Here is a 13,610-nt window from a genome sequence, read left to right as displayed (position 1 = left end):
GGCCGCCGCCCGTGGTGGCCCCGGCCGCCGTGGGCGGCGGCAGGGAACCTGGTAGGGGCAGACCGCTCTCCCCCGATCCGGTGAAACAATCCCCCGTATGGCGGAAATCATCCAGAAGGACGGAACCTGGGCCTTCGACGGGAACACCCTGCGGCTGACTCCCGGACGGGACAAGAACGTCGGGCTGCTCCGCCGGACGCTGGGCGAACTGCTGGTCCCGCTCGGCGCGCTGGCGGGGGTCTCGTTCGAGCAGGGCAGAAAGACGGGGCGGCTCAGGCTGCGGCTGCGCGAGGGCGCCGACCCGCTGCTGCAGGCGACCGGCGGCCGGCTCACCGAGTCGCACGACCCGTACCAGCTGGCCGTGGAGTCCGACCGGTACGGCGTCGCCGAGTACTTCACCGACGAGGTCCGAGGCGCCCTGCTGCTGGACCAGGTGCCCTCCGACCCGGTCCCGGAGTACCTGCTGCCCGGCCCGTCCGTGCCGCTGTCCGTCTCCGCCGGGGACGGCTCGGTGAGCTTCGACGGGGAGCGGATCCGTCTGGAGTGGAACTGGAAGACGGAGGACGCCAAGTCCGCCGCCGGCGCCCGCACCCTCGCGCTGACCGACATAGCCGCCGTGGAGTGGGTGCCGGCGACCGGGCTGGAGAACGGCCACCTCCGTTTCACCGTGCGCCACGCGCCCACCAAGGCCCCGGCCAAGTACGACCCCAACGCGGTGGAGCTGTGGGGCTTCAAGAAGGACCCCCTGATGGCGCTCGTCGCCGCCGCCGTCCAGGCCCGCCTGCCCCACCCTGCCACCAGGGACGCCGTACGGGACCCCGCGCACGACACCGCCCGGGACCGCGCCGGGCACGAACGCCCGGCAGAGCCGGAGACCGCCCCCGGCACCTCCGCCGCCGCCGAGGACGAGCACGACGCGCTGCTGCGCCGACTGCGCGAGCTGGGCGAACTGCACCGCTCCGGCGTACTGACGGACGAGGAGTTCACCCTGGCCAAACAGGCCGTCCTGAAGCGGATGTAAACGTCCACTGCCTACGACTGCCGGCCACGAACGCCGACACTCCGCGCGCTTTCCTGCCCGATTTCGGGCAGGATTCTTGCACGAGCCTCCCCGTTACCTCAGGATCATCGGGTGCACGACGAACTGGTCGATCATCTGACGCGGTCCACGCCCCTCAGCCGGGGCGAGGCGCTGCGCGTGGTCCAGGACGTGCTCGCCTACTTCGACGAGACGACCGAGGAGTACGTCCGTCGCCGCCACCGCGAGCTCCAGGCCCAGGGCCTGGTGAACGCGACGATCTTCGAACGGATCGAGGCGGATCTCAGATATCGCGCGGTGGCCCCGCCGGAGCTCTCGCTCCGGCAGCTGCGGCGCATCGTCTACGGCTAGGAACACACCCATATGTGCGGAATCGTCGGATACATCGGCAGGCGTGATGTCGCCCCTCTGCTGCTCGAAGGCCTGCAGCGCCTGGAGTACCGGGGCTACGACTCGGCGGGCATCGCCATCACGTCGCCGAAGGCCGCCGGACTGAGGACGGTCAAGGCCAAGGGCCGGGTGCGCGAGCTGGAGGCGAAGGTCCCGGCCCGTTTCAAGGGCACCACCGGCATCGCCCACACCCGCTGGGCCACCCACGGCGCCCCGTCCGACGTGAACGCCCACCCGCACCTGGACGCCGAGGGCCGGGTCGCCGTCGTCCACAACGGCATCATCGACAACGCCGCCGACCTGCGCCGCAAGCTGGAGGCGGACGGCGTCGAGTTCCTCTCGGAGACGGACACCGAGGTCCTCACCCACCTGATCGCCCGCTCGCAGGCCGAGAGGCTGGAGGACAAGGTCCGCGAGACGCTGCGGGTCATCGAGGGCACCTACGGCATCGCCGTGCTGCACGCCGACTTCCCGGACCGCATCGTGGTGGCCCGCAACGGTTCGCCCGTGGTGCTCGGCATCGGCGAGAAGGAGATGTTCGTCGCCTCGGACATAGCCGCCCTGGTCACCCACACCCGGCAGATCGTCACCCTCGACGACGGCGAGATGGCCACCCTCAAGGCCGACGACTTCCGCACCTACACCACCGAGGGCACCCGTACGACGGCCGAGCCGACCACCGTGGAGTGGGAGGCCGCCTCGTACGACATGGGTGGCCACGACACCTACATGCACAAGGAGATCCACGAGCAGGCCGAGGCCGTGGACCGGGTGCTGCGGGGCCGTATCGACGACCGTTTCTCCACGGTGCGCCTCGGCGGCCTGAACCTGGACGCCCGTGAGGCGCGCCGGATCCGCCGGGTGAAGATCCTCGGCTGCGGCACCTCGTACCACGCGGGGCTGATCGGCGCCCAGATGATCGAGGAGCTGGCCCGTATCCCGGCCGACGCCGAGCCGGCCTCCGAGTTCCGCTACCGCAACGCGGTCGTCGACCCCGACGCGCTGTACGTCGCGGTGTCCCAGTCCGGTGAGACGTACGACGTGCTGGCGGCGGTGCAGGAGCTGAAGCGCAAGGGCGCGCGGGTGCTGGGCGTGGTGAACGTCGTCGGTTCCGCGATCGCCCGCGAGGCGGACGGCGGCATGTACGTGCACGCCGGTCCCGAGGTCTGCGTGGTGTCCACGAAGTGCTTCACCAACACCACGGTCGCCTTCGCCCTCCTCGCCCTGCACCTGGGCCGCACCCGGGACCTGTCGGTGAGCGACGGCAAGCGGATCATCGAGGGGCTGCGCCGGCTGCCGGGGCAGATCACCGAGATCCTGGAGCAGGAGGAGGAGATCAGGAAGCTGGCCCTGCAGTACGCGGAGGCCCGCTCGATGCTCTTCATCGGCCGGGTCCGGGGCTACCCGGTGGCCCGTGAGGCGTCCCTGAAGCTCAAGGAGGTCTCCTACATCCACGCGGAGGCCTACCCGGCGTCCGAGCTCAAGCACGGCCCGCTGGCCCTGATCGAGCCCGCGCTGCCCACGGTGGCGATCGTCCCCGACGACGACCTGCTGGAGAAGAACCGCGCGGCCCTGGAGGAGATCAAGGCCCGCAGCGGACCGATCATGGCGGTCGCCCACCAGGAGCAGGAGAAGGCCGACCACACGATCGTCGTCCCGAAGAACGAGGACGAACTGGACCCCATCCTCATGGGCATCCCGCTCCAACTCCTCGCCTATCACACGGCGTTGGCCCTGGGCCGGGACATCGACAAGCCGCGGAACCTCGCCAAGTCGGTCACGGTCGAGTAGGCCTGCCCGGTGGGCCGGCGCCTCAGGGGATGACCACCACGGGGCGCTGGGCCCGCTTGGCCAGCCGGCCGGCGACGGAGCCGAAGAGCCGGCCCACCAGACCGTGGGTGGAGCCGACGACGATCGCGTCGGCCTCGTACTCCCGGCCGACCTCCTCGAGTTCGTGGCAGATGTCGCCGCCGCGCTCGACCAGGATCCAGGGCACCTCGGTGAGGTGGTCCGCGCAGGCCAGCTCGAGGCCGAGGACCTCGGTGCGGTGGTCCGGGACATCGACGAAGACCGGCGGCTCGCAGCCCGCCCACACCGTGGTGGGCAGCCGGTTGGCGACATGGACGATGATCAGCGCGGAGCCGAAGCGCCGGGCCATGCCGATCGCGTAGGCGAGGGCCCGCTCACTGGAGGTGGAGCCGTCGAAGCCGACGACCACACCGTGCCGGAACGCGGGATCGCACGGATGGCGCGACTTTTCCGCGCCCAGGGGGTCGGCCCCGAGCGGCTCGGCCGCCGTGGGGTCGGCGAGGGGTCGCTTACGGTCCGCGGGTTCGAAGAATTCGTGACCGGCCATGGCTGTCTCGGCGTTGTGATCCTTGTGATGGGTGACGACAGGGTGCGTCGGAGCTGTGTCCGGGAATCATCTTCCCAACCCCATACCCCCAAGGGTACGGCGGTACGCATTATCGGCCCAGACCCCCGACCGAGCCGGCCGACGGGTTTTCCGGAGCATGCCCGAGGGAGCGCCCGTCACGCAATGGTCGCTGCGCTGTACAGGCGGTTTGCACGGGGTGGACCGAGCCGCGAGAGTGTCGCCGTGCGCCTTGGTTCCAAGGGCCCGGGGGATCCGGGGGATCCGGGGTTTCGTCCCGGAACCGCGGTGACCGGCGCCCCTCCCACGCTTCGGCCCCAGTGAGTCACGCCACAGGGAGCACCTCACGTCCGGCCCCCCGCCCCGCCGCCGGAGCGGGCCACGCGCCGGACTCCCCCGGGAAGCCTTCCGCCGGGAGCCTCCCGGAGCCCGGTCACCGACGTGGTCCGCCCGGCGGCGTCCGGCTCTCCGCCGACGCCGGTCGCCCTGCTCCGGCGCGGTTCCGGTGCGGTTCCGAGCGGGCGGCGCGGGACGGCGGGGATACACCGGTCACGTGACCGGTTTCCGCGCCCGCGGGCGTATCTTTTCAGCCAACTTCCGCAACCTGTGCATCTCCTGCCGTGGCCACCCCCCAACCCCCGTTCGACCTGCATAAAAAGGGGTCGGCAGCCCCCGCGCACCCTACGGGGATTGGCCACCGCGACAAGGCGCACTTCCCTGCACGGCCCATGAGTGCGACCCTTCGTGATCGAATGCTTCACGCCAAGTTGCCAAGTCGACAATGCGCCGGGGCCGAACTGGCCACCCGGGCACGGCGGGGCACAGTAGATTCGATCTTGACTGTCTTACGGCGGGGGACTCGTGCAGGACCGAGGGGAAACGTGTTGGAGCGACAGACCCGAAAGGATCAGGGCGCCGCGACCACCGAGGGGGGCTTAGCAGTATGAGCCACGACTCCACTGCCGCGCCGGAGATCGCGGCCCGGAAACTCACCGGGCGACGCCGCAAGGAGATCGTCGCCGTGCTGCTGTTCAGCGGCGGCCCCATCTTCGAGAGTTCCATACCGCTGTCGGTGTTCGGGATTGACCGCCAGGACGCCGGCGTACCGCGCTACCGACTGCTGGTGAGCGCCGGAGAGGGGGGCCCGCTGCGGACCACGGGGGGCCTCGAACTCACCGCGCCGCACGGCCTGGAGGCGATCGCCCGCGCGGGCACCGTCGTCGTGCCCGCCTGGCGTTCGATCACCTCGCCGCCGCCGGACGACGCGCTCGAAGCGCTGCGCCGCGCCCACGAGGAGGGCGCCCGCATCGTCGGGCTGTGCACCGGCGCCTTCGTGCTCGCGGCGGCCGGCCTGCTGGACGGCCGTCCGGCGACCACCCACTGGATGTACGCGCCGACGCTGGCGAAACGCTATCCGTCGGTGCACGTCGATCCGCGCGAACTCTTCGTGGACGACGGCGACGTGCTGACGTCGGCGGGTACGGCGGCCGGAATCGATCTGTGCCTGCACATCGTGCGCACGGATCACGGCAACGAGGCGGCGGGGGCACTCGCCCGGCGCCTCGTCGTCCCACCGCGCCGGACGGGTGGTCAGGAGCGCTATCTCGACAGGTCTTTACCCGAGGAGATCGGCGCCGACCCGCTCGCCGAGGTCGTCGCCTGGGCGCTGGAGCACCTCCACGAACAGTTCGACGTGGAGACGCTGGCGGCACGCGCGTACATGAGCCGTCGTACGTTCGACCGCCGCTTCCGCTCGCTGACCGGCAGCGCGCCGCTGCAGTGGCTGATCACGCAGCGGGTGCTGCAGGCCCAGCGCCTGCTGGAGACGTCGGACTACTCGGTGGACGAGGTCGCGGGCCGCTGCGGCTTCCGCTCACCGGTCGCGCTGCGGGGCCACTTCCGGCGCCAGCTGGGTTCGTCCCCGGCCGCCTACCGGGCCGCGTACCGCGCGCGGCGCCCCCAGGCCGAGCGGAACCAGGGCGCCGACGGCATCCCGAACACCCCGGGAGCCGTCCCGTCCGGCCCGGCGCACCAGCACGGGCATCCGGGTCAGGCCGGCCCGGCGTCCGCCGCACCGCACCCGGACAACCCCGTCCCGCACCAGTCCCGGCGTGCGGCGGCCGCGAGCACCCTGGGCGGGCCGTCCCTGACGGCCTCGGCGGACCTCGGCCGCGAGGCGTACGCCCCCACGCGGGCGAGCGTGCCGGGGCAGCGCAGCGCGCCGTGAGGCGGACCTGAGACAGGAGCGCGACGGGAAGACGGGAATCAGCCGACGGGCCGGGCCGGAAACGGAAGTTTCCGGCCCGGCCCGCCTCTCTGCCCGCTTTCCCCCCGCCCTCCGCCCGCTTTCCGCCCGCATCACTCACCCGGTCCCCGACGGGTCACCTGCGCTCCCGCTCGCCGTAAGGTGAGACATATGAACGATCGCATGGTGTGGATCGACTGCGAGATGACCGGCCTCTCGCTGTCCGACGACGCGCTCATCGAGGTGGCCGCCCTCGTCACCGACTCCGAGCTGAACGTGCTCGGCGACGGTGTGGACATCGTCATCCGCCCGCCGGAAGGGGCCCTGGAGACGATGCCGGAGGTGGTGCGTGAGATGCACACCGCGTCCGGGCTGCTCGCCGAGCTGGCGGACGGCACGACGCTCGAGGACGCCGAGCGGCGCGTCCTCGCGTATGTGAAGGAGCACGTCAAGGAGCCCGGCAAGGCGCCCCTGTGCGGCAACTCCGTCGGCACGGACCGCGGATTCCTGCTGCGGGACATGCCGACGCTGGAGGACTACCTGCACTACCGCATCGTGGACGTCTCCAGCGTCAAGGAGCTGGCGCGCCGCTGGTACCCGAGGGCGTACTACAACAGCCCCGAGAAGAACGGCAACCACCGCGCGCTGGCCGACATCCGCGAATCCATCGCGGAGCTGCGCTACTACCGCGAGGCCGTCTTCGTACCGCAGCCCGGCCCCGACTCCGACACCGCGAAGAAGATTGCCGCCAAGCACGTCCTGCCTGCTCAGTAGGCGTGTGAGGCGGTCGTCCGAAGGGCCCCGCGGAACCCTGGCGCGAGCACCCCTTCGGACCAGGTACACTTTTTCTCGGCTGGTCGGGGAAGACACCGATCTTCACCGGTACCAGCCGTGGTGGGTGTAGCTCAGCTGGTAGAGCACCTGGTTGTGGTCCAGGATGTCGCGGGTTCAAGTCCCGTCACTCACCCTGAAAGATCAAGGGCCGACCCGTGAGAACGGGTCGGTCCTTGATCTGTTTCACAAGGCTTGGGAACAGGCGGCCTCCCGGCCGGCCCGGGGCCCGCCTACCCCGGGCCCCGCCGACCCGCGTCAGGACGAGGCGCGCTCCACCAGTTCCGTGGCCAGGACCACCTGACGTCGTTCCAGCCCGCGCGAGGCGGGCGGGCGGCGGTCGGCGATCTCGGCGAGGAGGAGGTCGATCATCCGGTGGCCCATCTCCTCTATGGGCTGGCGCACGCTGGTCAGCGGCGGGTCCATGTGGCGGGCGATGGCGGAGTCGTCGTAGCCGACCAGGGCCACGTCGTCGGGGATACGGCGGCCTGCCTCGCGCAGCGCGTGCCGGGCACCGGCGGCGGTCACGTCGGAGGCGGCGAAGACCGCGTCCAGGTCGGGGCGGCGCTCCAGCAGGGCCGCCATCGCGTGCCGGCCGCCCTCCTCGGAGAAGTCGCCCGCCTCGATCAGCAGGTCGTCCACCTCGTGGCCCGCGTCCCGCAGGGCGTCGCGGTAGCCGTCGACGCGCCGCTGGGCGCCGTACACGTCGAGGCGGCCGGTGATGTGGGCGATACGGCGCCGGCCCCGGCCGACGAGGTGCTCGACGGCCTGCCGGGCGCCGTCGTAGTTGTCCGAGTCGACCGAGGTCAGGGTCTCCGCGGCCGACCGGGGGCCGCTGATCACGGCCGGGATCTCCAGCCGGGCGAGCATGTCGGGCAGCGGGTCGTCGGCGTGCACCGAGACCAGCAGCACACCGTCCACACGGTGCGCGGCCAGATAGTCGGCGAGCCGCTGCCGCTCCCGGTCGCTGCCCGCGAAGATCAGCAGCAGCTGCATCTCGGTGTCGGAGAGCGCCGCCCCCACCCCGCGCAGCATGTCCGAGAAGTACGGTTCGGCGAAGAACCGGGTCTCCGGTTCGGGCACGACCAGCGCGATCGCGTCGGTGCGGTTGGCGGCCAGCGCGCGGGCGGCCGTGTTCGGGACGTAACCGAGCTCGGCGACGGCGGCCTCCACGGCGGCCCGGGTGGCGTCGCTCACCCGGGGTGACCCGTTGATCACCCGGGAGACCGTGCCCCGGCCGACACCGGCGCGCGCCGCCACCTCTTCGAGGGTGGGCCGGCCGCCGCTGCGGCCCCGCGCTCCGTGGCTTGCCATCTGCGCCCCGCCTTCCGTCCTGTGTCACACCGGCCTGCTGGCCTGGAATCTAACAGCCCCGCCGGCGGTGGCGACCGCCGTCCGGACCTCGGGACATCCCCGGTGAGACCCGGGCGGCCGGCTAACAGCCCGATAACCGAAGGCAGTTCTCCGCGTCCGGTCCCTTGACACCCCCGCCCTGACCCGCAACCCTTCAACACATCACTTGTGGGAGCGCTCCCACAGTACCTGACACATACACAACCCGCACGTTCCCCGCCCGAGCCGCAGCACGCAACAGACGGGCCCAACAAAGCCGTTGGCCGGGGGGTCGGCACGTCAGGGCAACAGGAGGACGCAATGCGAGCACGTACCCTCCCCCTCTCTCGGCAGCGCACGGGCGGGGGGAAGCCCTTCACCCGCAAGGCACTGGCCGTCGCGGCCGTGGTGTCGCTGGGCACGGGGCTGCTGGCCGGCTGTGCCGACGACGGTGGAGACGGTGGCTCCGATTCCTCGTCGGGCGGCAAGGGCAAGACCACGATCACGCTGGGCCTGTTCGGCACCTTCGGCTTCAAGGAGGCCGGTCTCTACGCCGAGTACGAGAAGCTGAACCCGGACATCAAGATCGCCGAGAACGTCGTCGAGCGCAACGAGAACTACTACCCGGCGCTGCTGAACCACCTCACCACCAACAGCGGTCTGCAGGACGTCCAGGCCGTCGAGGTCGGCAACATCGCCGAGATCGTGGAGACCCAGGCCGGCAAGCTCGAGGACCTCTCCAAGGCCGAGGGCGTGAACAAGAGCGACTGGCTCGAGTGGAAGTGGGAGCAGGCCACCACCAAGGACGGCCAGACCATCGGCCTGGGCACCGACATCGGCCCGATGGCGATCTGCTACCGCAAGGACCTGTTCGAGAAGGCGGGCCTGCCGACCGACCGCGAAGAGGTCGGCAAGCTGTGGGCCGGCGACTGGAAGAAGTTCGTCGAAGTCGGTGAGGACTACCAGAAGAAGGCCCCCAAGGGCACCACCTTCATGGACTCCCCCGGCGGTCTGATCAACGCGATCCTCAGCAGTGAGGAGGAGAAGTTCTACGACGCCTCCGGCGAGGTCGTCTACAAGACCAACCCGGCCGTCAAAGCCGCCTTCGACCTGACCGCCGAGGCCGCCGAGAAGGGTGTGGTCGGTGCCCAGACGCAGTTCCAGCCGGCCTGGGACCAGACGATCGCCAACAACAAGTTCGCCGCGATGGCCTGCCCGCCGTGGATGCTCGGTTACATCAAGGGCAAGTCGCAGCCGGACGCCGCCGGCAAGTGGGACGTGGCCGTGGCTCCCAAGTCCGGCAACTGGGGCGGCTCCTTCCTGAGCGTGCCCAAGAGTGCCAAGAACGTCGACGAGGCCAAGAAGCTCGTCGCCTGGCTGACCGCGCCCGAGCAGCAGGCCAAGCTGTTCAAGGTGCAGGGCAGCTTCCCGAGCGCCCAGTCCGCCTTCGACAGCCCCGAAGTGACCGGCGCGAAGAACGACATGACCGGGGACTCCCCGATCGGTGAGATCTTCTCCGAGGCCGCCAAGCAGATCCCCGTCCAGCCGATCGGTCCGAAGGACCAGATCATCCAGCAGGGCCTGACGGACAACGGCGTCATCCTCGTCACGAAGGGCAAGTCCGCCAAGGAGGCCTGGGAGACGGCCACCAAGACCATCGACAACAACCTGGACAAGTGACCCGGATGTCCACCCGCAACGAAACCGCCGCGCTCCCCGCCGAGGGGGGCGCGGCCCCGGGCCGCCCCTCCGGGGGCACCGCGTCTGACGGCAAGGAGGAGCGGCGCCGACGCAAGCTGTCCCGCCGCTGGCAGCGCGACGTGCGCTGGAGCCCGTACGCTTTCGTCGCGCCGTTCTTCCTGCTGTTCCTCGCCTTCGGCCTGTTCCCGCTGGTCTACACCGGCTGGGCCTCGCTGCACCAGGTCGAGCTGACCGCCCCGACCGACATGGAATGGGTGGGGCTGCGCAACTTCACCCGGATCTTCGACGACGAGTTCTTCTGGAACGCGGCGCAGAACACGCTGACCATCGGCATCATCTCGACCGTTCCGCAGTTGCTGATGGCAATGGGCATCGCCCACATCCTCAACTACAAGCTGCGCGCCTCGACCTTCTACCGGGTCGCGATGCTCGCGCCGTACGCCACCTCGATCGCCGCCGCCTCCCTGGTGTTCGTGCTGCTCTTCGGGCGTGACTACGGCATGATCAACTGGGCGCTGGACTTCGTCGGGATCGACCCGGTCGACTGGCAGGGCGACAAATGGCCCTCGCAGTTCGCCGTCTCGACCATCGTCATCTGGCGCTGGACCGGTTACAACGCGCTGATCTACCTGGCCGCGATGCAGGCGATCCCACAGGACCTGTACGAGTCGGCGGCGCTGGACGGCGCCAGCCGCTGGCAGCAGTTCCTGCATGTGACGCTGCCGTCGCTACGTCCGACCATCCTGTTCACCGTCGTGGTGTCCACCATCGGGGCGAGCCAGGTCTTCGGCGAACCGCTGCTGTTCGACGCCAACAAGGGCGCGTCCGGCGGCGCGGAGCACCAGTTCCAGACGCTCGGCCTGTACCTGTACGAGCAGGGCTGGGTCAACCAGCACCTGGGCCGTGCCTCGGCGATCGCCTGGGTGATGTTCCTGATCCTGATCGTCATAGGCATCGTCAACTACGTCATCTCGCGCCGGCTGCGCGCCAGTAGCTAAGGAGTTGTGGCCGTGACGACGACTGTGACGCCCCCGCCCCCCGAGACCACGCCCGCCAAGGAGCAGCGGCGCTCCCGTCTGCCGAAGTCCGCGCGGGCCGGCGGCACCCTGCACGGCGGCCCGATCGCGTACGCGGTCCTGATCGTGTTCACGATCGTCTCGCTGTTCCCGCTGGTGTGGACCGCGATCGCCGCCTCCCGGGACACCCAGCGCCTCGCGCAGACCCCGCCGCCGTTCTGGTTCGGCTCGAACCTGTTCAAGAACCTGGAGATCGCCTGGACCGACGCCAACCTCGGTGAGGCCTTCCTCAACACCACGATCGTGGCCGGCGTGTCGGCGGGAACCGTCGTCGTGCTGTCGACGATCGCCGGGTTCGCCTTCGCCAAGCTGCGCTTCAAGGGCCGCAACGCGATGATGCTGATCGTGATCGGCACGATGATGGTGCCGCCGCAGCTCAGCATCATCCCGCTGTACATGATGGTGGCCAAGCTGGACTGGACCGACCAGTTGCAGGCGGTCATCTTCCCGTCGCTGGTGAGTGCGTTCGGCGTGTTCTTCATGCGGCAGTACCTGCTCCAGGCCCTGCCGGACGAGATCATCGAGGCCGCGCGGGTGGACGGCGCGAGCAGCTGGCGCGTGGTGTGGCACGTGGTGTTCCCGGCCGCGCGGCCCGCCATGGCCGTGCTGGGCATGCTGATGTTCGTGCAGACCTGGAACGACTTCCTGTGGCCGTTCCTGGTGCTGACCCAGAACGGCAACCCGACCGTGCAGGTCGCCGTGGCGGCCCTCGGCCGCGGGTACACCCCGGACCAGTCCCTGATCATGGCGGGCGCCCTGCTGGGCACACTGCCGCTGCTGCTGGTCTTCGCGGTCTTCGGCAAGCAGATCGTGGGCGGCATCATGCAGGGCGCGGTCAAGGGCTGACCCCCGTCCGCCGATGTCTCCCACCAGGGGGCCGGGTCACCCACGCCTCGGCCCCTGCTCGTCCCCGCGCCGACCCCTCTCGCCCTTCCCCCCTCTTCCCCTTCTCCTCCCTCTCTCCCTCCTCACCCCTTCTCACCTCTGATCCTGACTCGCAGGTCCCTCCACGACCGCCTATGGGAGCGCTTCCATGACTGACTCCACCACGCCGGTGACCCCGGCGGCCTTCCCCCCCGCCTTCCTCTGGGGCGCCGCGACCTCCGCCTACCAGATCGAGGGCGCGGTGCGGGAGGACGGTCGTACGCCGTCCATCTGGGACACCTTCAGCCACACGCCGGGCAAGACCGCCGGCGGCGACACCGGTGACATCGCTGTCGACCACTACCACCGCTACCGCGACGACGTGGCGTTGATGGCGGAACTGGGCCTGGGTGCCTACCGCTTCTCCATCTCCTGGCCCCGGGTGCAGCCGACCGGCCGCGGCCCGGCCGTACAGCGCGGCCTGGACTTCTACCGCCGGCTGGTCGACGAGCTGCTGGCCCACGGCATCAAACCGGCCGTCACCCTCTACCACTGGGACCTGCCGCAGGAGCTGGAGGACGCGGGCGGCTGGCCGGAGCGCGACACCGCGTACCGCTTCGCCGAGTACGCGCAGATCGTCGGTGAGGCGCTCGGCGACCGGGTGGAGCAGTGGATCACGCTCAACGAGCCCTGGTGCAGCGCGTTCCTGGGCTACGCCTCCGGCGTGCACGCGCCGGGCCGTACCGACCCGGCGGCCTCGCTGCGGGCCGCCCACCACCTGAACCTGGCCCACGGACTGGGCGCCAAGGCTCTGCGGTCCGTGATGCCGGCCCGCAACTCGATCGCGATCAGCCTCAACTCCGCGGTGGTCCGGCCCCTTTCCCCCGGCGACCCGGCGGACCTGGCAGCGGCGCGCAAGATCGACGACCTGGCCAACGGCATCTTCCACGGCCCGATCCTGAAGGGCGCCTACCCCGAGTCGCTGCTGACGGCGACCTCGTCGCTGACGGACTGGTCGTGCATCCAGGACGGCGACCTGGACCTGATCCACCAGCCGCTGGACGCGCTGGGCCTCAACTACTACACGCCCACCCTGGTGTCGGCGGCGGACCCGGACGCGGAGGGATCGCGGGCCGACGGGCACGGAGCGAGCGACCACTCGCCGTGGCCGGCCGCGGACGACGTGGCCTTCCACCAGGCGCCCGGGGAGCGCACCGAGATGGGCTGGTCCGTCGACCCGACCGGGCTGCACGAGCTGATCATGCGGTACACCCGGGAGGCGCCCGGCCTGCCGCTCCACGTCACCGAGAACGGCGCCGCCTACGACGACAAGCCCGACGCCGACGGCACGGTGCACGACCCGGAGCGGATCGCCTACCTGTACGGCCATCTCTCCGCGGTCCGCCGGGCCATCACCGACGGCGCGGACGTGCGCGGCTACTACCTGTGGTCCCTGCTGGACAACTTCGAGTGGGCGTACGGCTACGAGAAGCGCTTCGGCGCGGTCTACGTCGACTACGCCTCCCAGGAGCGGACCCCGAAGGCCAGCGCCCTCTGGTACAGCAGGGCGGCCAAGTCGGGTGCCCTGCCGGGGCCGGAGGCCGTCTGACCCTCCCGAGAACGGGGGCGGGGGAACGGGGCGCGGCGTCTCAGGAGAGCGTCGCGCCCTGCGCGGCTGCCGGGTTGCGCGACCTCCGGCGAGATCAAGGGCTACAACACCGTCGGCGGCCGGGCGGTCTTCGACCTCGGCGAGACCTC

The 13,610-nt window shown here is 70.5% G+C and carries 11 protein-coding genes and 1 tRNA gene; 10 read left to right on the top strand and 2 right to left on the bottom strand.

What is annotated here, in order from left to right; translation table 11 throughout:
* Nucleotides 1-97: 97 nt before the first annotated feature.
* The 3 genes from AC6F7H_RS18435 (at nt 98) to glmS (ending at nt 3,220) form a co-directional block, all read left to right on the top strand.
* Nucleotides 98-1,021, top strand: a complete 924-nt coding sequence (locus AC6F7H_RS18435; protein WP_500758040.1) for a DUF4429 domain-containing protein — start codon at nt 98-100, stop codon at nt 1,019-1,021.
* Nucleotides 1,022-1,132: 111 nt separating this feature from the next.
* Entirely contained in the window at nt 1,133-1,390 is a 258-nt protein-coding gene (locus AC6F7H_RS18430; RefSeq protein WP_030217181.1) for a hypothetical protein, read from the top strand.
* A 12-nt stretch (nt 1,391-1,402) separates the two neighbouring features.
* The gene (gene glmS, locus AC6F7H_RS18425; RefSeq protein WP_500758039.1) at nt 1,403-3,220 is read left to right on the top strand and encodes a glutamine--fructose-6-phosphate transaminase (isomerizing); all 1,818 of its coding nucleotides are present in this window, start codon (nt 1,403-1,405) and stop codon (nt 3,218-3,220) included.
* 22 nt (nt 3,221-3,242) lie between these two features.
* Here glmS and AC6F7H_RS18420 read toward each other — a convergent pair whose 3' ends face one another.
* The gene (locus AC6F7H_RS18420; RefSeq protein WP_109380838.1) at nt 3,243-3,785 is read right to left on the bottom strand and encodes a universal stress protein; all 543 of its coding nucleotides are present in this window, start codon (nt 3,783-3,785) and stop codon (nt 3,243-3,245) included.
* 961 nt (nt 3,786-4,746) lie between these two features.
* On the opposite strand from AC6F7H_RS18420, the gene AC6F7H_RS18415 reads away from it, so the two are divergent.
* The 3 genes from AC6F7H_RS18415 (at nt 4,747) to AC6F7H_RS18405 (ending at nt 7,015) form a co-directional block, all read left to right on the top strand.
* The gene (locus AC6F7H_RS18415) at nt 4,747-6,030 is read left to right on the top strand and encodes a helix-turn-helix domain-containing protein (protein ID WP_500758038.1); all 1,284 of its coding nucleotides are present in this window, start codon (nt 4,747-4,749) and stop codon (nt 6,028-6,030) included.
* 189 nt (nt 6,031-6,219) lie between these two features.
* The gene (gene orn / locus AC6F7H_RS18410) at nt 6,220-6,822 is read left to right on the top strand and encodes an oligoribonuclease (RefSeq protein WP_361449368.1); all 603 of its coding nucleotides are present in this window, start codon (nt 6,220-6,222) and stop codon (nt 6,820-6,822) included.
* A gap of 120 nt (nt 6,823-6,942) precedes the next feature.
* Nucleotides 6,943-7,015, top strand: a tRNA-His gene (locus AC6F7H_RS18405).
* A gap of 122 nt (nt 7,016-7,137) precedes the next feature.
* Here AC6F7H_RS18405 and AC6F7H_RS18400 read toward each other — a convergent pair.
* Nucleotides 7,138-8,193 carry a LacI family DNA-binding transcriptional regulator gene (locus tag AC6F7H_RS18400; RefSeq protein ID WP_109380835.1) on the bottom strand — a complete coding sequence of 352 codons (1,056 nt, stop codon included), beginning with the start codon at nt 8,191-8,193 and terminating at the stop codon, nt 7,138-7,140.
* Between the two features lie 339 nt (nt 8,194-8,532).
* Here AC6F7H_RS18400 and AC6F7H_RS18395 point away from each other — a divergent pair, with 339 nt between their 5' ends.
* From AC6F7H_RS18395 to AC6F7H_RS18380, 4 genes are all read left to right on the top strand, one after another.
* Nucleotides 8,533-9,891: an ABC transporter substrate-binding protein gene (locus AC6F7H_RS18395; RefSeq protein ID WP_500758037.1), complete on the top strand. Its 1,359-nt coding sequence runs from the start codon at nt 8,533-8,535 to the stop codon at nt 9,889-9,891.
* Between the two features lie 5 nt (nt 9,892-9,896).
* Nucleotides 9,897-10,910: a carbohydrate ABC transporter permease gene (locus AC6F7H_RS18390; protein WP_500761913.1), complete on the top strand. Its 1,014-nt coding sequence runs from the start codon at nt 9,897-9,899 to the stop codon at nt 10,908-10,910.
* Between the two features lie 12 nt (nt 10,911-10,922).
* On the top strand, nt 10,923-11,834 hold the full coding sequence (locus AC6F7H_RS18385) for a carbohydrate ABC transporter permease (RefSeq protein ID WP_500758036.1): 912 nt from the start codon (nt 10,923-10,925) through the stop codon (nt 11,832-11,834).
* A 187-nt stretch (nt 11,835-12,021) separates the two neighbouring features.
* Nucleotides 12,022-13,461, top strand: a complete 1,440-nt coding sequence (locus AC6F7H_RS18380; protein WP_500758035.1) for a GH1 family beta-glucosidase — start codon at nt 12,022-12,024, stop codon at nt 13,459-13,461.
* The last annotated feature ends 149 nt before the right edge of the window (nt 13,462-13,610 follow it).

The sequence above is a fragment of the Streptomyces sp. MMS24-W38 genome (assembly GCF_059889265.1).
This window is presented reverse-complemented; position numbering and strand designations above follow the sequence as displayed.

Bases quoted from the DNA above. Each gene is read 5' to 3' on its own strand.
- AC6F7H_RS18420 (WP_109380838.1), bottom strand. From the start codon at position 3,785: ATGGCCGGTCACGAATTCTTCGAACCCGCGGACCGTAAGCGACCCCTC.
- AC6F7H_RS18395 (WP_500758037.1), top strand. From the start codon at position 8,533: ATGCGAGCACGTACCCTCCCCCTCTCTCGGCAGCGCACGGGCGGGGGG.
- AC6F7H_RS18400 (WP_109380835.1), bottom strand. From the start codon at position 8,193: ATGGCAAGCCACGGAGCGCGGGGCCGCAGCGGCGGCCGGCCCACCCTC.
- AC6F7H_RS18380 (WP_500758035.1), top strand. From the start codon at position 12,022: ATGACTGACTCCACCACGCCGGTGACCCCGGCGGCCTTCCCCCCCGCC.
- AC6F7H_RS18415 (WP_500758038.1), top strand. From the start codon at position 4,747: ATGAGCCACGACTCCACTGCCGCGCCGGAGATCGCGGCCCGGAAACTC.
- AC6F7H_RS18390 (WP_500761913.1), top strand. From the start codon at position 9,897: ATGTCCACCCGCAACGAAACCGCCGCGCTCCCCGCCGAGGGGGGCGCG.
- orn (WP_361449368.1), top strand. From the start codon at position 6,220: ATGAACGATCGCATGGTGTGGATCGACTGCGAGATGACCGGCCTCTCG.
- AC6F7H_RS18435 (WP_500758040.1), top strand. From the start codon at position 98: ATGGCGGAAATCATCCAGAAGGACGGAACCTGGGCCTTCGACGGGAAC.
- glmS (WP_500758039.1), top strand. From the start codon at position 1,403: ATGTGCGGAATCGTCGGATACATCGGCAGGCGTGATGTCGCCCCTCTG.